Origin of the sequence: Pseudomonas sp. KB_12, from assembly GCF_052114545.1 — a bacterium.
Classification (GTDB): Bacteria; Pseudomonadota; Gammaproteobacteria; order Pseudomonadales; family Pseudomonadaceae; genus Aquipseudomonas; species Aquipseudomonas brassicacearum.
The window spans coordinates 1-18,616 of record NZ_JBFREY010000060.1; the positions used below are offsets into that span (position 1 = coordinate 1).

Consider the following 18,616-nt stretch of genomic DNA (forward strand, 5'->3'; position numbering starts at 1 on the left):
CGTCGTTAACCACGCTGGCCGAACGCAGGCATTGTGGAGTGGGCATCCCGGCATGGATGCCGGGATAGCCGCGCTGGGCCATGGATGGCCCTTCGCGGCGGGCCCACGGAGCAATGCCGGAGTGAGGGCATGCCGAGCCTAGGCGAGGCACCGAGTGGTGGGGTATGAAGCGTTTTGCTTACTTTTGACTGGGCCGGCTCCCGGGCTTCTCAAAAGTGAGCCGCTGTAAGAGCGGAACCGTCAGCAGCCGTTACCGCAGCAACGGATATACACCCGATAAAACCACCACAACGGCCCCAGCCAAACTCAGCCCGCCACCAACACCCGAATCGCCTCCAAACGCAACGCCGCCTTCTCAAGCATCGCCAGCCCTTGCTCGCGCTGTTGGCGCAGGGCTACCAGTTCGCTGTCGCGCACGGTCGGGTTGACCGCTTGCAGGGCGGTCAGGCGGGCCAGCTCCTCGTCGGTATCGGCGGCCAGGCGACGCTGGGCCTCGGCCACGCGTTCGGAGTGACGCGGGGCGATCTTTTCTTCGCCGGCATTGATCCGTGGCGTGAGCTGGTCGCGCTGGGCCTGGATGAACTTGTTGGCGCTGGCGCGTGGCACGCTTTCGAGCTGGTCGTTCAAGGTTTCGAACGAAACCCGGGCGGCCAGGTCGTTGCCGTTGGCGTCAAGCAGGCAGCGCAGGGCGGCCGGCGGCAGGTAGCGGCCCAGTTGCAGCGAGCGCGGGGCCACTACCTCACTGACGTAGAGCAGCTCCAGCAACATGGTGCCGGGCTTGAGGGCCTTGTTCTTGATCAGCGCCACGGCGGTGTTGCCCATGGAACCGGACAGCACCAGGTCCATGCCGCCTTGCACCATCGGGTGCTCCCAGGTGATGAACTGCATGTCTTCGCGCGACAGCGCCTGGTTGCGGTCGTAGGTGATGGTCACGCCTTCGTCGTCGCCCAGCGGGAAGCTGGCGTCGAGCATTTTTTCGCTCGGCTTGAGGATCAGCGCGTTTTCCGAATGATCCTCGCTGTCGATACCAAAGGCGTCGAACAGGGTTTCCATGTAGATCGGCAGGGCGAACTGGTCGTCCTGCTCGRGAATGGCTTCCACCAGCGCATCGCCTTCACCGGCACCGCCGGAGTTGAGCTCCAGCAAACGGTCGCGACCGGTGTGCAGTTCGGCCTCCAGGCGCTCGCGTTCGGTGCGGGCTTCGTCGATCAGCGCTTGCCACTGGCCATCGTCGGCTTCTTCCAGCAATGGCAGCAGGCGCGGGCCGAACTGATGCTGCAAGGCGTTGCCGGTCGGGCAGGTGTTGAGGAAGGCATTCAGGGCTTCGTGATACCACTGGAACAGCCGCGCCTGTGGGCTGGTTTCCAGGTACGGCGCGTGCAGCTCGATGGTGTGCTTCTGGCCGATCCGGTCCAGACGGCCGATACGTTGCTCGAGCAGGTCCGGGTGCGCTGGCAGATCGAACAGCACCAGGTGATGGGCGAACTGGAAGTTGCGCCCCTCACTGCCGATTTCCGAACAGATCAGCACCTGGGCACCAAACTCTTCGTCGGCGAAATAGGCCGCCGCGCGGTCGCGCTCCAGGATGTTCATGCCTTCGTGGAACACTGTGGCCGGAATGCCGGAACGTACGCGCAGGGCGTCTTCCAGGTCCATGGCGGTTTCGGCGTGGGCACAGATCACCAGTACTTTGGTGCGCTTGAGCATCTTCAGGGTGTCGATCAGCCACTCGACCCGCGGGTCGAAACGCCACCAGCGTTCTTCTTCGCTGGCGTCCGGCTGGGCCTGGAAGCTGACTTCCGGGTACAGCTCGGGGTGATCGCCCAGGGGCAGCTCGAGGTACTCGTCCGGGCACGGCAGCGGGTAGGCGTGCAGCTTGCGCTCGGGGAAGCCCTGCACAGCGGCGCGGGTGTTGCGAAACAGCACGCGGCCGGTCCCGTGGCGGTCCAGCAGTTCACGCACCAGGCGGGCACTGGCTTCGACATCGCCATCATTGACGGCGGTCAGCAAGGCTTCGCCTTCGTTGCCCAAAAAGCCGTGGATGGTCTTGTGGGCCTCAGGCGAAAGACGGCCTTTGTCCAACAACTCCTGCACGGCTTCGGCCACCGGGCGATAGTTTTCGCTCTCGGCGCGGAAGGCCTTGAGGTCGTGGAAGCGATTCGGGTCCAGCAGGCGCAGGCGAGCAAAGTGGCTGTCCTGGCCCAGTTGTTCCGGGGTCGCGGTCAGCAGCAGCACGCCCGGGATCGTCTCGGCGAGTTGTTCGACCAGTGCGTATTGCGGGCTGGCCTGGTCTTCGTGCCACACCAGGTGATGGGCCTCGTCGACCACCATCAGGTCCCAGCCGGCGGCGAACAGCGCGTCCTGGGCCTTCTCGTCGTCCACCAGCCACTCCAGCGCCACCAGGGCCAGTTGAGTGTCTTCGAACGGGTTGCTGGCATCGCTTTCGATGAAGCGCTCTTCGTCGAACAGCGCGACTTGCAGGTTGAAACGTCGACGCATTTCCACCAGCCATTGGTGCTGGAGGTTTTCCGGCACCAGGATCAGGACGCGGTTGGCGCGGCCGGACAACAACTGACGGTGGATGACCAGGCCGGCCTCGATGGTCTTGCCCAGGCCCACTTCGTCCGCCAGCAACACCCGCGGCGCAATGCGGTCGGCTACTTCACGGGCAATGTGCAATTGGTGGGCGATAGGCTGGGCACGGACGCCGCCCAGGCCCCAAAGCGAAGACTGCAACTGGCGGCTGGTGTGTTCCAGGGTGTGGTAGCGCAGGGAGAACCAGGCCAATGGGTCGATCTGGCCGGCGAACAGACGGTCGCTCGCCAGGCGGAACTGGATAAAGTTCGACAGTTGGGTTTCCGGCAGGGTGACGACTTCGTTCTGTCCGTTAAGGCCGTGATAGACCAGCAGCCCGTCGACGTCATCGACTTCGCGCACGGTCATTTTCCAGCCTTCGAAGTGAGTGATCACATCGCCCGGCGAAAACCGTACACGGGTGAGCGGCGCATTCCGTAGCGCGTACTGGCGAGTGTCGCCAGTGGCCGGATAGAGCACGGTCAACAAGCGGCCGTCCTGTGCCAGAACGGTGCCTAAACCCAGCTCGGCTTCGCTGTCACTGATCCAGCGTTGCCCCGGTTGATACTGCTGCGCCATGCTGCCTGACTCCCGCCTTGAAAAAGCCGGTTATCTTAACGGAAGGATCCCTCAGACCAAAGGAATTACGTACGTTGATTAGTGAGCGACGGCACGGAACTTACGCGTGCCCAGCGATCAAACAAGCTCGGCCCTGGGGATCGCTGTAATGCCAACTGGGTCACAAGTTTCAGACCGGCGGTTCAAGCTGCCACTTTATCAGCCGACAACCTGAAGACAGGAGACCTTTATGTTGCCACCCATGCTCCCTTTGAGCGCCGTACCCATCACCGCTCAACAGGATCCGGTTCGCCAGCGACCGGACATACCGCCCGTGGTCCCGGTGCAGCAAAGTTCCAACGAAAGCACCATCGACCTGCAAAACCGCGACCCGGAAGAGGCCGCGCTGCTGTTGCGCGAGGAACAGCGTCGCCGGCAGGAGCGCGACAAGCGCCACCGCGAGGCCAATGAAGATCCTGAAGAACATCTGGCCGTACCGGGTACCGAACTCAACGCCGACAACACCGTGCCGGTGGTGCCGCTGATAGACGAAGAGTCGCGCCAGGGCTTGTGGGTCGATATCCAGATCTGATTCAGGCGTTTGCCGACGTACGCAGGCTGGTCAACGCCGCCGACAGCCCGCATCATGGACGCATCCGCAATTCACTGCACGATGCCCACACGCCATGAGCCAAGACGACAAGCTGATCGACCTCAGTGCCGAGCGCGCCAAGCGCGTTCACGACCTCAACGAAAAACGCCTCAATGAAGTCCGCCAGGCTTTCGAGCAGGCCATGCCGTTGGGCAAGCCCAAGAAAAAGTCGAAAAACAAACCGAAAAAGCGCTGAACCCCCTCGATCCATTGATGCAGATCAGTTATTTCCCCACCTTTTCGCCCCGTTGCGGGCGTTATTGACCCCGGTCAATTTTCATCCGGGCCTGATTGGTTAACTTGAACCCATCGCAACAGGGGCAAGACCAGGAGGCCAGTCATGTTTTTCGATAATGTGGTGTTTGCCGGGGTGTTGACGGTCGGCCTCATGTTCGTATTTTTCGCAGGCTTTGGATTATTCATCTGGAAAGACGCACACAAGCGGAAAAAACCGTAGGTCTTTCCGGCTAAAACGAGCACGCAAGGCATTTTGGGCGACTTCGGTCGCCCTTTTTTTTGGGGCAAGTTTTCTGTTTTACACAAAGCCATTGTGGGAGCGAGCTTGCTCGCGATAGCGGTATGCCTGTAGATACATGTGTTGACTGACCCACCGCTATCGCGAGCAAGCTCGCTCCCATAGATGTCTGACGTCAGGGCATAAAAAAAGGTGCGAACCGCAAGGATCGCACCTTCTTTTTTGAGCCGCTGGAATCAGCTGCCCAAGGCCTTGGACGCCAGCCAGAACAGCCCGGCCGACAGCGCCACCGTTGCTGGCAGGGTCAGCACCCAGGCCAGCAGGATATTGCGCACGGTGCCACCTTGCAGGCCGCTCTTGTTCGCGACCATGGTACCGGCTACGCCCGAGGACAGTACGTGGGTGGTGGAAACCGGCAGGCTGAAGATGTTCGCCATGCCAATCATGCACGCGGTGGTGATCTGCGCCGACATGCCCTGGGCGTAGGTCATGCCTTGCTTGCCGATCTTCTCGCCGATGGTCAGTACCACACGCTTCCAGCCAACCATGGTGCCCAGGCCCAGTGCCAGTGCGACCGCCAGGATCACCCAGAACGGGGCGTACTCGGTGGTGCCGGTCAGGTCCTTGCGCAGTTTGTTCAGGTCGTCTTTCTCACGAGCTGCCAGGCCTGGCAACTTGCCGACCTTCTTCGCCGTGTCGTCCAGGCAGAGCAGGTAGCGACGCACTTCGATACGGCTTTCCGACGGCAGCGAATGGTAGTCCGCCACGCCCTTGAGGGTACTGAGCAGGGCATCGATGGTGGGTTCGGTCTGCTGTGGGTTGCAACGGAATTTTTCCGGCAGATCGCCTTCCACGCTCTTGCCCAGTGCCAGGAATTCACCCAGGGATTCGTTGTTGCGCTGGTAGAACTGACTCAGGTGCAGGGTCGCGTCGCGGGTCCGCTCGATCTGATACGTGGTGCTGCTCAGGTCGAGTACGAACTGCGAAGGCACGATACCGATCAGCACCAGCATGATCAGGCCGATGCCTTTCTGGCCATCGTTGGAGCCGTGCACAAAGCTGACGGCCATGGCCGAAATCACCAGCACCAGGCGATTCCAGAACGGTGGGTGCTTCTTGTCATCGATCTTGCGGCGCTGTTCCGGTGTCTTGTGCATCTTCGACAGCGGACGCCACCATTTCAGGCCGATCAGCACCAGGGCAGCGATCAGGAAGCCGGCCATCGGCGAGAACACCAGGGAGGCACCGATATCGATCGCCTTCTGCCAGTTCACCCCATCGGCCAACGGGATATCGTTGATCAACGCGTTGGCCAGGCCCACGCCGAGGATCGAGCCGATCAACGTGTGGGAGCTGGACGCCGGGATACCGAAGTACCAGGTGCCCAGGTTCCAGGTAATGGCCGCTGCGAGCAGCGAAAACACCATGGCGAGCCCGTGTCCGGTGTTCACATTGATCAGCAGCTCTACGGGCAGCAAGTGAACGATGGCGTACGCCACCCCCACACCGCCCAGCAGCACGCCGAGGAAATTGAACACACCGGAAAAGAACACCGCCAGATGGGGCGGCATGGCTTTGGTGTAGATAACAGTGGCAACCGCGTTAGCGGTGTCATGAAAGCCGTTGATGAACTCGAAGGCGAGGACAAAAGCCAGGGCGAGCAAGAGGCTCACAAGCACCCAAGCATCCAGTCCGCTGAATAAATCGATCATGAAGGTTTTCTGACCCGGTCATAAGGGGGCGCGATTATGCCAGAAAACCATGGCAATCGATGCATTGCCTGCTCATCGGCAACATTCTTCAACGAAATAATTTGTAGGAATACCTTTGGCGCGAGGTTTTCCGTGGGGCGCGTAACCCTTTGATTCAGGGGCGCAAAGCCTCCCGGAACCTGATCGCCGCCCGCTGTAGAGCACTTCGAGCGGTTGTATGAAATATCTGAAAAGAAGGTCGGCCATGAGCCTTCCCGGCCGTCGGACGGGAGCGGATGGCGGCCCGCTCATGGCGGGCGTGCGCTGCGGTTTCCGGCCTGGGTGGCGGCCGGAGACCTCTTCACAAGAACATCAGGCCCAGAGCGTCACTGCTCTTCGGCTTTGAGTTCTTTTTCCATTTTCTGGAGTTCCTGGGTGAAGGCCTGGTCCTGAACGGTGGCGCGCTTACGCCAGGGTTTGCGTTCCGGTTCAGGTTGTGCGGCGTAGGTGGTGACTTCCCCGCCGTAAACTTCCTTGTAACGTTGTTCCTGGCGCTCAAGTTCCGCGCGCAGTTCGTCTTTCGTCACAGTTGTACCTAATTAATTGAAATTGAATCTGGTGATACGCACTGCATGTAGACATGCAGACGGCCACGGCACCAGAGCTGACAGCTGACGTAGCATCAGGGCTTCGTGTTGTTGCCAATACAGGGGCAGCGACCCTAAAGGTGCTTCGGGCACCAGGGTATTAACCAAGGTGCCTGCGTACGGGAGCGGTCGATTGGCCGTACCGTCGCTGAGTTGCATTATAGCGGTCCAGCTGAATAACACTATCGGGAAATATTTAAAGGGGGCCTGTTGTTGTGTGAAACGATGTTTGTATGTGCAAACTTGTGTCAATCAGGTTTCAGAAGATGCTTGCTAGTGCCGATATCCTGATGCCGTTCAAGGCGACAAGTTCAATATCGCCGACGTCTTCACGTCAAATCGCTTGTCACTCTCGCTCAACTTGTTATGGCGCGTTCGACGGCTGGCGAACTCATGATGCCGGGCAGGATTGCGATTATCGGTTGCTGGTTCGATAATCGAACACTGTTGACGGTCCGAGCCTTGTCTGTCCGTCGGACAGCCGCTTGTAATAGCCGTCATTCCCGGGGAAGGATCAGACATGAACGACCAATTGCGCAATGCTTTCACTTCAGTCGCGCCACCGATCGTCGCCTCACCGGCCAAGCGGATCCAGGCCCTGACCGGCGATCCTGATTTCATGACCTCCCTGGCCCGCGGGTTGGCTGTGGTCCAGGCCTTCCAGGAGCGCAAGCGGCACCTGACCATCGCCCAGATCAGTCATCGCACGGAAATCCCTCGCGCCGCCGTCAGACGTTGCCTGCATACCTTGATCAAGCTTGGCTACGCCACCACGGATGGACGGACCTACTCACTGCTGCCCAAAGTGCTGACCCTGGGGCACGCCTATCTGTCCTCGACGCCTTTGGCCGTTTCTGCCCAGCCGTACCTGGACCGCATGAGCGAGCAACTGCACGAAGCCTGCAATATGGCGACGCTCGAAGGCGACGACATCCTCTATATCGCCCGGTCAGCCACCACCCAGCGCCTGATTTCGGTCGATCTGTCGGTCGGCGGGCGTCTTCCAGCCTATTGCACTTCGATGGGCAGGATTCTCCTGGCGGCCCTGGATGATGCTTCGCTGCGCGACTACCTGGACCATGCCGACCTGCAAGCCAAGACCAGCCGCACCTTGCACACCCCCGAGGCATTGCTTGAATGCCTGCAACAGGTGCGGCAGCAAGGCTGGTGCATCGTCGACCAGGAACTGGAACAGGGCCTGCGTTCGATTGCCGTGCCGGTGTACGACGCTTCCGGTCAAGTGGTGGCCGCGCTCAACGTCAGCACCCATGCCGGGCGGGTCAGCCGCAATGAGCTGGAACAGCGTTTCCTGCCAGGCCTGCTGGGCGCCAGCCGCGACTTGAGCGCGCAACTGTTCACTTAAGCTGTTCGATAAACGCACACAGTCGGCGGCGATGAATTGACGGTATTTGCTTGCCCTCATTAATGTCGCGCAGCGTCATCCGGCGTGTTTCGCCGGTCCCTGATCGTTCGCCTGCGTTTATCGCGTGGAATAAAAATAAAATGAACCAGCCCCAGACCTCCGTAGGCAACTGCCTCGATGTGCAATCCTTCATCAATGCCCAACCCATTTCGCGCTACCAGTGGAGGGTGGTGATTCTCTGTTTCCTGATTGTTTTCCTCGACGGTCTTGATACAGCGGCCATGGGCTTCATCGCCCCGGCGCTGTCCCAGGATTGGGGCATCGATCGCGCCAGCCTTGGCCCGGTGATGAGCGCCGCGCTGATCGGCATGGTGTTCGGCGCGCTGGGCTCAGGGCCACTGGCTGACCGCTTCGGGCGAAAAGTCGTACTGGTGGGCGCGGTCCTGCTGTTCGGCGCGTTCAGCCTGGCGTCGGCCTACAGCACCAATGTCGATCAACTGTTGGTATTGCGTTTCCTGACCGGCCTGGGATTGGGCGCCGGGATGCCGAACGCCACCACCTTGCTCTCGGAATACACCCCGGAACGCAAGAAATCCCTGTTGGTGACCAGTATGTTCTGCGGTTTCAACCTGGGCATGGCCGGCGGTGGGTTCATCTCCGCCAAGCTGATACCGGCGTTCGGTTGGCACAGCCTGCTGCTGATTGGTGGGATCCTGCCGTTGATCCTGACCGTCGTGTTGCTGTTCTGGCTGCCGGAGTCGGCGCGTTACCTCGTGGTGCGCAATCGCGGCACCGACAAGGTGCGCAAGACCCTGGCACCGATCGAACCGAACACGGTGGCCCAAGCGGCGAGCTTCAGTGTGCCGGAACAGAAAACCGTGAAAGCCCGCAATGTGCTGGCGGTGATTTTTTCCGGCACCTACAGCGCTGGCACCTTGCTGCTGTGGCTGACCTATTTCATGGGGCTGGTGATCGTCTACCTGTTGACCAGTTGGCTGCCGACCCTGATGCGCGACAGCGGCGCGAGCATGGAGCAGGCCGCGTTTATCGGTGCGCTGTTCCAATTCGGCGGCGTGTTGAGCGCCGTCGGTGTGGGTTGGGCGATGGATCGGTTCAATCCGCACAAGGTCATCGGCCTTTTCTATCTGATGGCCGGGGTGTTTGCCTACGCAGTGGGGCAGAGCCTGGGCAACATCACCTTGCTCGCCACCCTGGTGCTGGTGGCCGGCATGTGCGTCAACGGCGCGCAATCGGCGATGCCTTCCCTGGCCGCGCGTTTCTACCCGACCCAGGGTAGGGCCACCGGTGTCTCGTGGATGCTGGGCATCGGTCGTTTCGGTGCGATCCTCGGCGCCTGGATGGGCGCGACCCTGTTGGGCCTGGGCTGGAACTTCGAACAGGTCCTGACCGCCTTGGTGATCCCGGCGGCCCTGGCGACCACGGCGGTGGTGATCAAGGGCATGGTCAGTCATGCGGATGCGACCTGAGCCCACGATCTAACTCCAGTGGAAACAAATCTGAGGGCATGCAGGGCACTTGTGGGAGCGAACTTGCTCGCGATAGCGGTGGATCAGACATGCATCCATCGCTGACACATTGCTATCGCGAGCAAGCTCGCTCCCACAGGGGGCTCTGTGTCCTTGGATGAATCGATAGCTCAACAACAATCTGTTCGATAAACGAACACTCAGTCGATTATCGGATTGTTTGGCTTTTCCCTCAGGCTTAATCTTCAGTCACTGCGGCGCTTAACCTCGCGCCTTTTTCTTCATGTCGGTCTACTGGAAAACGGGAGCCTGCCCCATGGCTGAAATCCTTTCGCTGCACGACGCGGTGAAGCAATTCGTCAACGACGGCGATACCGTCGCGCTCGAAGGCTTCACTCACCTGATTCCTACGGCGGCGGGTCATGAAATCATTCGTCAGGGAAAGAAAGATCTGACCTTGGTGCGCATGACACCTGACCTGATCTATGACCAGTTGATCGGCGCCGGTTGTGCTCGCAAGTTGATTTTCTCCTGGGGTGGCAACCCTGGCGTAGGGTCGTTGCACCGCTTGCGCGATGCCGTGGAGAAACAGTGGCCGCACCCGCTGGAGATCGAGGAACACAGCCACGCCGACCTGGCCAACGCCTACGTCGCCGGCGCTTCCGGCCTGCCGTTCGCGGTGCTGCGAGCCTACGCCGGTTCCGACCTGCCGAAGGTCAACCCGCTGATCAAGAGCGTGACCTGTCCCTTCACCGGTGAAGTATTGGCCGCTGTACCTTCGGTGCGCCCGGACATCACGGTGATCCACGCCCAGAAAGCCGACCGCAAGGGCAACGTGCTGCTGTGGGGCATCCTCGGTGTGCAGAAAGAAGCCGCCCTGGCCGCCAAACGTTGCATCGTCACCGTGGAAGAAATCGTCGACGACTTGAACGCACCGATGAACGCTTGCGTACTGCCGACCTGGGCATTGAGCGCCGTGTGCCTCGTGCCGGGTGGCGCTCATCCGTCCTACGCCCACGGCTACACCGAGCGTGACAACCGTTTCTACCAGGCGTGGGATCCGATCGCCCGGGACCGTGAGACCTTTACCGCATGGATCAACGAATACATCCATGGCACTAAAGACTTCAGTGAATTCCAGGCCAGACTGGCAGCCGCTTCGCAGGTGAAACCATGACTTACTCCACCAACGAAATGATGACCGTCGCCGCGGCGCGTCGCTTGAAGAACAATGCCGTGTGCTTCGTTGGCATCGGCCTGCCGTCGAAAGCGGCCAACCTGGCGCGGCTGACGTCGTCGCCGGACGTCGTGCTGATCTACGAATCCGGCCCGATCGGTGCCAAGCCCAGCGTACTGCCGTTGTCCATCGGTGACGGTGAACTGGCGGAAACCGCCGATACTGTCGTGCCGACCGGTGAGATTTTTCGCTACTGGCTGCAGGGCGGGCGTATCGACGTCGGTTTCCTCGGCGCAGCCCAGGTCGACCGTTTCGGCAACATCAACACCACAGTGGTGGGCGACTACCATCAGCCGAAAGTCCGCCTGCCAGGTGCCGGTGGCGCGCCGGAAATCGCCGGTTCGGCCAAGAGCGTGTTGATCATCCTCAAGCAGTCGGCTCGCTCGTTTGTCGACAAGCTGGATTTCATCACTTCGGTCGGCCACGGTGAAGGCGGCGATTCGCGCAAACGCCTGGGCCTGCCAGGCGCCGGTCCCGTCGGTATCATCACCGACTTGTGCATCATGGAACCGGAAGCCGGCACTCATGAGTTCGTGGTCACTGCGCTGCACCCCGGCGTGACCCGCGAGCAAGTCATTGCGGCCACCGGGTGGGCGATCCGTTTCGCCGACCAGGTGCAAACCACCGCCGAGCCGACCGAAGTGGAGCTGCGCGCACTGCGCGACCTGGAAGCTCGTACCGCGGCGGCCCATGGCCAGGCACCGGGAGAAGCCTGATGCGCGACGTTTATATCTGTGATGCGATTCGAACCCCCATCGGTCGGTTTGGCGGCGGTTTGTCCGCCGTGCGTGCCGATGACTTGGCGGCCGTGCCGATCAAGGCGCTGATGGAGCGCAACCCATCGGTGGACTGGAGCGCGGTGGACGAAGTGTTTCTCGGCTGCGCCAACCAGGCCGGCGAAGACAACCGCAACGTGGCGCGCATGGCGCTGCTGCTGGCGGGCCTGCCGGAGAGCATTCCCGGCGTGACCCTCAACCGCCTTTGCGCCTCGGGCATGGATGCCATTGGCACGGCGTTCCGCGCCATCGCCAGTGGTGAAATGGAACTGGCCATCGCCGGTGGGGTGGAGTCGATGTCCCGTGCGCCGTTCGTAATGGGCAAGGCCGACGCGGCGTTTTCCCGCAACATGAAGCTGGAAGACACCACCATCGGCTGGCGTTTCATCAACCCATTGATGAAAGCCCAGTACGGTGTTGATGCGATGCCGCAGACCGCTGATAACGTGGCTGATGACTACGCCGTGTCCCGCGCCGACCAGGACGCTTTCGCCTTGCGCAGCCAACAGCGCACGGCAGCGGCCCAGGCAGCAGGCTTTTTCGCCGAAGAAATCGTTCCAGTGCGCATCACCCATAAAAAGGGTGAAACCGTTGTCGAGCAGGATGAGCATCCTCGCGCCGACACCACGCTGGACACCTTGAGCAAACTCAAACCGGTCAACGGCCCCGACAAGACCGTCACGGCTGGCAACGCCTCGGGTGTCAACGATGGCGCGGCTGCACTGATCCTGGCGTCGGCCGAGGCGGTGAAGAAACACGGCCTGACGCCGCGCGGCAAAGTGCTGGGCATGGCCAGTGCCGGCGTGGCGCCCCGAGTGATGGGCGTCGGTCCGGTGCCGGCGGTGCGCAAGCTCATTGAGCGCTTGGGCCTGGCGGTCGCGGATTTCGATGTGATCGAACTCAATGAAGCGTTTGCCAGCCAGGGCCTGGCGGTGTTGCGCGATCTCGGCCTGGCGGACGATGCACCCCAGGTCAACCCGAACGGCGGCGCCATCGCCCTCGGCCATCCACTGGGCATGAGCGGGGCGCGCTTGGTGATGACGGCGCTCCATCACTTGGAAAAGACCGGCGGCAAGAAAGGCCTGGCGACCATGTGTGTCGGCGTCGGCCAAGGGCTGGCGCTGGCGATCGAACGCGTCTGACGCGTCGTCCTACTAATAAGAAATCGAGGAACGCTGCATGACTGACAAGCCTGGTTATCGTCGCCCCCAAGCGGGCACCCAGCCGGAGTATCTGCATCCGCCGTACCAGTCCACCAACCTGCGCTCGCCGTCCAAGCCGTTGGTGTTCCTGCCTCATTCGCTGTCGGAAATTACCGGCCCGACTGTCGGTGCCGACCGCGTGCAAGAGAAGGACCACGACCTGACCGCCCAGCATGCCGGCGAGCCGCTGGGGGAGCGGATCATCATTCACGGGCGCGTGCTGGATGAGCATGGCCAGCCGGTGCCGGGCATTCTGGTGGAGATCTGGCAGGCCAACGCCGCCGGTCGCTACAACCACGACCGCGACAACCATGACGCGCCGCTGGACCCGAATTTCACCGGCACCGGTCGTACCGTCACCGACGCCGACGGCTGGTATCAGTTCCAGACCATCAAGCCTGGCGCCTATCCGTGGGGCAACCACCACAACGCCTGGCGCCCGGCGCACATCCATTTCTCACTGTTCGGGCCGAGCATCCTGACGCGCCTGGTGACGCAGATGTATTTTCCGGGCGATCCGTTGCTCGAATACGACCCGATCTACAACTGCGTGCCGGACACCCGTGCCAAGGAACGTCTGATCGCCAGTTTCGACCTGGAAAAAACCGTCCCTAACTATGCCCTCGGTTACCGCTGGGACATCGTCTTGCGCGGCCGCGATGCCACGCCGATGGAGAAATAAGATGACGCTCACCGCCACCACGTCCCACACCGTTGGCCCGTACTACCACATCGGCCTGACCTGGCTAAACCGCGAAGACCTGACCGACACACAAACCCTCGGCCAGCGCGTGGCGATCACCGGCCAGGTGGTCGACGGCAATGGCCAGTTCGTCAACGACGCGATGCTGGAAGTCTGGCAGGCCAACGCCGCCGGTAAATACGCCCACCCGGAAGACGACCAGGACAAACCCCTGGACCCGCACTTCGAAGGTTTCGGCCGGGTGCCGGTGGATGCCGAAGGGCGTTTCCGGTTCACCACCATCAAGCCGGGCACTGTGCCAGGGTTGAACGGTACGACCCAGGCACCGCACCTGGTGGTGCTGGTGTTCGCTCGCGGGCTGGTCAAGCATTTGCTGACGCGTATCTATTTCGACGGCGAACAGGCCAACGAAACCGACCCGCTGCTGGCCTGCGTACCCGAGGAGCGTCGCGCCACGATCGTGAGCAAGCCTGATGCATCGGGCGTGTATCAGTGGAACGTGATCCTGCAGGGCACAGATGCCGAGACGGTGTTCTTCGATTACTGAGCCGCGGCTTCTTGTGGCGAGGGAGCTTGCTCCCGCTCGGCTCTGTAGGAGCTGGCGAAGCCTGCGATCTTTTGATCTTTCACTTGAAACTCAAGTGATTGGGAAAAGATCGCAGCCTCGCTTCGCTCGACAGCTCCTACGGGCGCAAGCCAGCGGGAGCAAGCTCCCTCGCCACAGAGATGACGCACGCCCTGTGGGAGCGAGCTTGCTCGCGATGGCGACGGTACAGGCGCTGCTGCTTGAAAGTCTGTTTGTGGAACGGGGCTGTTACTAAGTGTGTCTAGACTTTGTTAAGTCCCCAACGAGTGAATAACCCATGACCACCCCAATCAGCCACTACACCGGTGAAGAACGCAGCAAGCGCATCTTCGCCATCGTCGGTGCTTCATCCGGCAACCTGGTCGAATGGTTCGACTTCTACGTCTACGCGTTCTGCGCGATTTATTTCGCGCCGGCGTTCTTCCCCTCGGACAACCCTACGGTGCAACTGGTCAACACGGCCGGTGTGTTCGCCGCCGGGTTCCTGATGCGACCCATCGGCGGCTGGATTTTCGGCCGGGTGGCGGACCGTCATGGGCGCAAGAATTCAATGATGATCTCGGTGCTGATGATGTGCTTCGGCTCGTTGCTCATCGCCTGCCTGCCCACCTACAAGGACATCGGCGTCTGGGCGCCGCTGTTGCTGTTGTTTGCGCGCTTGCTGCAGGGCCTGTCGGTGGGTGGCGAATATGGCACCACTGCCACCTACATGAGCGAAGTCGCCCTCAAGGGCCAACGCGGCTTTTTTGCTTCGTTCCAGTACGTGACGCTGATCGGCGGGCAATTGCTGGCGGTGTCGCTGGTGGTGATCCTGCAACAGTTCCTCAGTGAAGACGAACTGCGTGCCTATGGCTGGCGGATTCCATTCGTGGTGGGCGCCGTGGCTGCATTGATTTCCCTGTTCCTGCGGCGCTCCCTGAAGGAAACCAGCAGCAAGGAAATGCGCGAGAACAAGGACGCCGGCAGCATCATGGCGTTGTTTCGCAATCACAAGGCCGCGTTCATCACCGTGCTGGGCTACACCGCCGGCGGCTCGCTGATTTTCTACACCTTCACCACCTACATGCAGAAATACCTGGTGAACACCGCTGGCCTGCACGCCAAGACCGCCAGCTACATCATGACCGGCGCGCTGTTCCTGTATATGTGCATGCAGCCGTTGTTCGGCATGTTGGCGGACAGGATCGGCCGGCGTAATTCCATGCTCTGGTTCGGAGCCCTGGGAGCGTTGTGCACGGTGCCGATCCTGCTGACCCTCAAAAGCATCAGCAGCCCGTTCCTGGCGTTTGTCCTGATTACGTTGGCGCTGGCGATTGTCAGTTTCTACACCTCCATCAGTGGCCTGGTGAAAGCGGAAATGTTTCCACCTGAAGTGCGGGCGCTGGGAGTAGGGTTGGCTTACGCGGTGGCCAATGCGATTTTTGGCGGTTCGGCGGAGTACGTTGCCTTGAGCCTGAAGGCCCAGGGCATGGAGAACACTTTTTACTGGTATGTCACGGTGATGATGGTGGTGGCGTTCCTGTTCAGCCTGCGCCTGCCCAAGCAGCCGGCGTATTTGCACCACGACCTTTGACCCTACCGCGCCGGCCGTGAGGCCGACGCACCCAAGGACTGTTTATGAGCGAACGACCGGGCAATCAGCTGTTCGATGCCTATTTCACGGCCCGCGACATGCGCGAGGTGTTCTGCGATGCGGGGCGGGTCCAGGCCATGCTGGATGTCGAGGCCGCGCTGGCCCGGGCCGAGGCGCGGGTAGGGTTGATCCCCCGGGATGCGGTGGCGCCGATCGAGAACGCCTGCCGTGCCCAGTTGTACGATTTTTCGGCATTGAGCGAGGCGATTGCCAGTGCCGGCAATTCGGCGATCCCGTTGGTCAAGGCATTAGGCAAGCGCATCGCCACCGAGAACGCCGAGGCCGAGCGCTATGTGCACCTGGGCGCGACCAGCCAGGATGTGATGGACAGCGGGCTGGTGCTGCAACTGCGCCAGGCGTTGGGCTTGATCGAGGCAGAACTGGCGCAACTGGCTGGCACCCTGGCCCGACAAGCCGAACGCTACGCCGCTACGCCGCTGGCCGGGCGCACTTGGCTGCAACACGCGACGCCGGTGACCCTGGGCATGAAAATCGCCGGTTGGCTGGGGGCGATCACCCGCAGTCGCCAACGTTTGAATGAACTCAAGCCGCGCTTGCTGGTGCTGCAATTCGGCGGCGCCTCCGGGACGCTCGCCGCCTTGGGTGAACAGGCCTTGCCCATCGCCGAAGCCCTGGCCGCCGAGTTGCAACTGAACCTGCCGGAACAACCGTGGCATACCCAGCGCGATCGCCTGGTGGAGTTCGGCGCGGTGCTGGGTTTGATCGCCGGTAGCCTGGGCAAGCTGGGCCGTGACATCAGCCTGTTGATGCAGACCGAGGCCGGCGAAGCGTTCGAGCCGTCGGCGCCGGGCAAGGGCGGTTCGTCCACCATGCCGCACAAGCGCAACCCGGTGGGTGCGGCAGTGCTGATCGGCGCGGCGACGCGTGTGCCTGGTTTGTTGTCGACGTTGTTCAGCGCCATGCCTCAGGAACACGAGCGCAGCCTGGGCCTGTGGCACGCCGAATGGGAAACCCTGCCGGAGATCTGCTGCCTGGTGTCCGGTGCCTTGCAACAGGCGCGGCTGCTGGCTGAAGGGCTGGAAGTGGACGCGGCGCGCATGGCCCGCAACCTGGAACTGACCCAGGGGTTGGTGCTGGCCGAAGCGGTGAGCATCGTCCTGGCCCAGCGTGTCGGGCGCGACACGGCGCACCATCTGCTGGAGCAATGTTGCAAGCGCGCCGTGGCCGAGCAACGGCATTTGCGTGATGTGCTGGGGGATGAACCTCAGGTCACTGCGCAGCTATCCGCGACCGAGCTTGATCATCTGCTCGACCCGGCGCACTACCTCGGACAAGCCCAGACCTGGGTCGCCCGGGCCGTGGCCGAACACCTTGCCTTGAATGCCTGAAAGGAGATTGTTGTGGGATTCGTCAAACTCGCCGAGGGCGATCTGAACTATCGTTTTGATGGGCCGCAAGACGCCCCTGTGTTGGTGCTCTCCAATTCCCTGGGCACCGATCTGCACATGTGGGACGAGCAGGTCGCGGCCTTCAGCGAACACTTTCGCGTGTTGCGCTTTGACACGCGCGGCCATGGCCAGTCGCTGGTCACCGAAGGACCGTACAGCATCGAACAACTGGGCCGCGATGTGCTGGCGATGCTTGATCAGTTGAACCTCGACAAGGTGTATTTCTGTGGCTTGTCCATGGGCGGTTTGATCGGCCAGTGGCTGGGGATCAACGCCGGCGAGCGCCTGCACAAACTGGTGGTGTGCAACACCGCGGCCAAGATCGGCGATCCGTCGGTGTGGAACCCGCGCATCGAAACCGTGCTGCGCGACGGCAAGGCGGCGATGGTAGCGTTGCGCGATGCCTCGATTGCCCGTTGGTTTACCCCTGACTTTGCCGAAGCCCAGCCTGCGATGGCAAAAAAAATCACCGACATGCTCGCCGCCACTTCGCCTCAGGGCTATGCCGCCAACTGTGCGGCGGTGCGTGATGCCGATTTTCGCGAGCAGTTGTCGTCGATTCGCGTACCGTTGCTGGTGATCGCTGGCACCGAAGATGCCGTGACGCCGCCGTCGGGTGGGCACTTTATCCAGGAGCGGGTCCGTGGGGCCGAGTACGCCGAGTTCTACGCCGCGCACCTGTCCAACGTCCAGGCCGGCGCCGCGTTCAGCGCGCGGGTGCTGGATTTCCTGCTTGATTCTAGCCGTGCCTGAGGAGTTTTTTGTGGACGAGAAACAACGTTACGACGAAGGCATGCAAGTACGCCGCGCGGTGCTGGGCGATGCCCACGTCGATCGCAGCCTCAATGCCCTGACCGAGTTCAACAGCGAGTTCCAGGAGATGATCACCCGCCACGCCTGGGGCGACATCTGGACCCGCCCGGGCCTGCCGCGCCACACCCGCAGCCTGATCACCATTGCCATGCTGATCGGCATGAACCGCAACGAAGAACTCAAGCTGCACCTGCGCGCCGCCGCCAACAACGGTGTGAGCCGCAGCGAGATCAAGGAAGTGATCATGCAGAGCGCCATCTACTGCGGCATCCCGGCGGCCAACGCCACCTTCCACCTGGCCGAGTCGGTGTGGGATGAATTGGGCGTCGAATCGCGGGCTTGAGAACCACCGCCAATCCCTGTGGGAGTCAATGCTGTGGGAGCAAAGCTTGCTCGCGATGCAATGCCACACTCACCAGAAATGCCACTGACCCACCGCGATCGCGAGCAAGTTTTGCTCCCACACGGGATCTTCAGTGAGCACAGGTTTTGTGCTCGGCACCGATTCCCTGTGGGAGCGAGCCTGCTCGCGATGACGGTGGTACAGCCTCCATCCAGGTTTGGCTTTTACAGCAAGCTGATCGGATAGCTGATGATCAACCGGTTCTCATCGAACTCATTGGTGCTGTAATCCCGACGCATCGTCGAGTTGCGCCACTTCACATTGAGGCTCTTCAGCGCGCCGCTTTGCACGGTGTAGGCCAGCTCGGTTTCGCGGCCCCACTCCTTGCCGTCGTCAACAGTGGCGGTGTGCACGTTGTCACCGCTGATGTAGCGGTTCATCAGGGTCAGGCCCGGCACGCCGACGGC

The 18,616-nt window shown here is 61.5% G+C and carries 18 protein-coding genes; 14 read left to right on the forward strand and 4 right to left on the reverse strand.

Annotated features, from left to right (window positions below; genetic code table 11):
* Positions 1-306: 306 nt before the first annotated feature.
* Positions 307-3,153 (reverse strand): RNA polymerase-associated protein RapA, encoded by a 2,847-nt coding sequence (rapA, locus tag AB4Z20_RS27230; protein ID WP_442091103.1) that lies wholly within the window; start codon positions 3,151-3,153, stop codon positions 307-309.
* A gap of 229 nt (positions 3,154-3,382) precedes the next feature.
* Here rapA and AB4Z20_RS27235 point away from each other — a divergent pair, with 229 nt between their 5' ends.
* The 3 genes from AB4Z20_RS27235 (at position 3,383) to ccoM (ending at position 4,241) form a co-directional block, all read left to right on the forward strand.
* Positions 3,383-3,724 (forward strand): aspartate-semialdehyde dehydrogenase, encoded by a 342-nt coding sequence (locus AB4Z20_RS27235; protein ID WP_230152715.1) that lies wholly within the window; start codon positions 3,383-3,385, stop codon positions 3,722-3,724.
* Between the two features lie 94 nt (positions 3,725-3,818).
* The gene (locus tag AB4Z20_RS27240) at positions 3,819-3,980 is read left to right on the forward strand and encodes a hypothetical protein (RefSeq protein ID WP_003198631.1); all 162 of its coding nucleotides are present in this window, start codon (positions 3,819-3,821) and stop codon (positions 3,978-3,980) included.
* A 144-nt stretch (positions 3,981-4,124) separates the two neighbouring features.
* On the forward strand, positions 4,125-4,241 hold the full coding sequence (ccoM, locus tag AB4Z20_RS27245) for a cytochrome c oxidase subunit CcoM (RefSeq protein ID WP_025212288.1): 117 nt from the start codon (positions 4,125-4,127) through the stop codon (positions 4,239-4,241).
* A 254-nt stretch (positions 4,242-4,495) separates the two neighbouring features.
* Here ccoM and AB4Z20_RS27250 read toward each other — a convergent pair whose 3' ends face one another.
* On the reverse strand, positions 4,496-5,971 hold the full coding sequence (locus tag AB4Z20_RS27250) for an inorganic phosphate transporter (protein WP_253472123.1): 1,476 nt from the start codon (positions 5,969-5,971) through the stop codon (positions 4,496-4,498).
* A gap of 365 nt (positions 5,972-6,336) precedes the next feature.
* Positions 6,337-6,537 carry a hypothetical protein gene (locus AB4Z20_RS27255; protein ID WP_003184509.1) on the reverse strand — a complete coding sequence of 67 codons (201 nt, stop codon included), beginning with the start codon at positions 6,535-6,537 and terminating at the stop codon, positions 6,337-6,339.
* A 580-nt stretch (positions 6,538-7,117) separates the two neighbouring features.
* Here AB4Z20_RS27255 and pcaR point away from each other — a divergent pair.
* From pcaR to pcaC, 11 genes are all read left to right on the forward strand, one after another.
* Complete coding sequence (gene pcaR / locus AB4Z20_RS27260) at positions 7,118-7,960, forward strand: pca regulon transcriptional regulator PcaR (RefSeq protein WP_003184507.1); 843 nt, start codon at positions 7,118-7,120, stop codon at positions 7,958-7,960.
* A gap of 140 nt (positions 7,961-8,100) precedes the next feature.
* Positions 8,101-9,447: an MFS transporter gene (locus AB4Z20_RS27265; RefSeq protein ID WP_253472125.1), complete on the forward strand. Its 1,347-nt coding sequence runs from the start codon at positions 8,101-8,103 to the stop codon at positions 9,445-9,447.
* Between the two features lie 316 nt (positions 9,448-9,763).
* Positions 9,764-10,624, forward strand: coding sequence for a CoA transferase subunit A (locus tag AB4Z20_RS27270; protein WP_003198638.1), 861 nt, complete (start codon positions 9,764-9,766; stop codon positions 10,622-10,624).
* Entirely contained in the window at positions 10,621-11,400 is a 780-nt protein-coding gene (locus AB4Z20_RS27275; RefSeq protein ID WP_053178376.1) for a CoA-transferase subunit beta, read from the forward strand. The genes AB4Z20_RS27270 and AB4Z20_RS27275 overlap by 4 nt, the downstream gene beginning before the upstream one ends.
* Positions 11,397-12,602: a 3-oxoadipyl-CoA thiolase gene (pcaF, locus tag AB4Z20_RS27280; RefSeq protein WP_258691209.1), complete on the forward strand. Its 1,206-nt coding sequence runs from the start codon at positions 11,397-11,399 to the stop codon at positions 12,600-12,602. Before AB4Z20_RS27275 ends, pcaF begins: the two co-directional genes overlap by 4 nt.
* 37 nt (positions 12,603-12,639) lie before the next feature.
* Entirely contained in the window at positions 12,640-13,344 is a 705-nt protein-coding gene (pcaH, locus tag AB4Z20_RS27285) for a protocatechuate 3,4-dioxygenase subunit beta (protein ID WP_024619588.1), read from the forward strand.
* A gap of 1 nt (position 13,345) precedes the next feature.
* Positions 13,346-13,912 (forward strand): protocatechuate 3,4-dioxygenase subunit alpha, encoded by a 567-nt coding sequence (gene pcaG, locus AB4Z20_RS27290; RefSeq protein ID WP_024619589.1) that lies wholly within the window; start codon positions 13,346-13,348, stop codon positions 13,910-13,912.
* Positions 13,913-14,228: 316 nt separating this feature from the next.
* Complete coding sequence (locus tag AB4Z20_RS27295) at positions 14,229-15,524, forward strand: MFS family transporter (protein WP_253472127.1); 1,296 nt, start codon at positions 14,229-14,231, stop codon at positions 15,522-15,524.
* A gap of 44 nt (positions 15,525-15,568) precedes the next feature.
* Positions 15,569-16,933, forward strand: a complete 1,365-nt coding sequence (locus AB4Z20_RS27300) for a 3-carboxy-cis,cis-muconate cycloisomerase (RefSeq protein WP_253472129.1) — start codon at positions 15,569-15,571, stop codon at positions 16,931-16,933.
* Between the two features lie 12 nt (positions 16,934-16,945).
* Positions 16,946-17,746 (forward strand): 3-oxoadipate enol-lactonase, encoded by an 801-nt coding sequence (gene pcaD / locus AB4Z20_RS27305; protein WP_442091108.1) that lies wholly within the window; start codon positions 16,946-16,948, stop codon positions 17,744-17,746.
* A 10-nt stretch (positions 17,747-17,756) separates the two neighbouring features.
* Positions 17,757-18,149 (forward strand): 4-carboxymuconolactone decarboxylase, encoded by a 393-nt coding sequence (gene pcaC / locus AB4Z20_RS27310; RefSeq protein ID WP_014336968.1) that lies wholly within the window; start codon positions 17,757-17,759, stop codon positions 18,147-18,149.
* Between the two features lie 224 nt (positions 18,150-18,373).
* Here pcaC and AB4Z20_RS27315 read toward each other — a convergent pair.
* Positions 18,374-18,616 (reverse strand): OprD family outer membrane porin (locus AB4Z20_RS27315; protein ID WP_442091110.1); only part of this gene is annotated, 243 nt, incomplete at its 5' end.

Excerpts from the sequence above, each read along its gene's own strand:
- AB4Z20_RS27270 (WP_003198638.1), top strand. The coding sequence starts at position 9,764 with ATGGCTGAAATCCTTTCGCTGCACGACGCGGTGAAGCAATTCGTCAAC.
- pcaH (WP_024619588.1), top strand. The coding sequence starts at position 12,640 with ATGACTGACAAGCCTGGTTATCGTCGCCCCCAAGCGGGCACCCAGCCG.
- pcaG (WP_024619589.1), top strand. The coding sequence starts at position 13,346 with ATGACGCTCACCGCCACCACGTCCCACACCGTTGGCCCGTACTACCAC.
- AB4Z20_RS27250 (WP_253472123.1), bottom strand. The coding sequence starts at position 5,971 with ATGATCGATTTATTCAGCGGACTGGATGCTTGGGTGCTTGTGAGCCTC.
- AB4Z20_RS27275 (WP_053178376.1), top strand. The coding sequence starts at position 10,621 with ATGACTTACTCCACCAACGAAATGATGACCGTCGCCGCGGCGCGTCGC.
- AB4Z20_RS27240 (WP_003198631.1), top strand. The coding sequence starts at position 3,819 with ATGAGCCAAGACGACAAGCTGATCGACCTCAGTGCCGAGCGCGCCAAG.
- AB4Z20_RS27235 (WP_230152715.1), top strand. The coding sequence starts at position 3,383 with ATGTTGCCACCCATGCTCCCTTTGAGCGCCGTACCCATCACCGCTCAA.
- AB4Z20_RS27265 (WP_253472125.1), top strand. The coding sequence starts at position 8,101 with ATGAACCAGCCCCAGACCTCCGTAGGCAACTGCCTCGATGTGCAATCC.
- AB4Z20_RS27295 (WP_253472127.1), top strand. The coding sequence starts at position 14,229 with ATGACCACCCCAATCAGCCACTACACCGGTGAAGAACGCAGCAAGCGC.
- ccoM (WP_025212288.1), top strand. The coding sequence starts at position 4,125 with ATGTTTTTCGATAATGTGGTGTTTGCCGGGGTGTTGACGGTCGGCCTC.
- pcaR (WP_003184507.1), top strand. The coding sequence starts at position 7,118 with ATGAACGACCAATTGCGCAATGCTTTCACTTCAGTCGCGCCACCGATC.
- AB4Z20_RS27300 (WP_253472129.1), top strand. The coding sequence starts at position 15,569 with ATGAGCGAACGACCGGGCAATCAGCTGTTCGATGCCTATTTCACGGCC.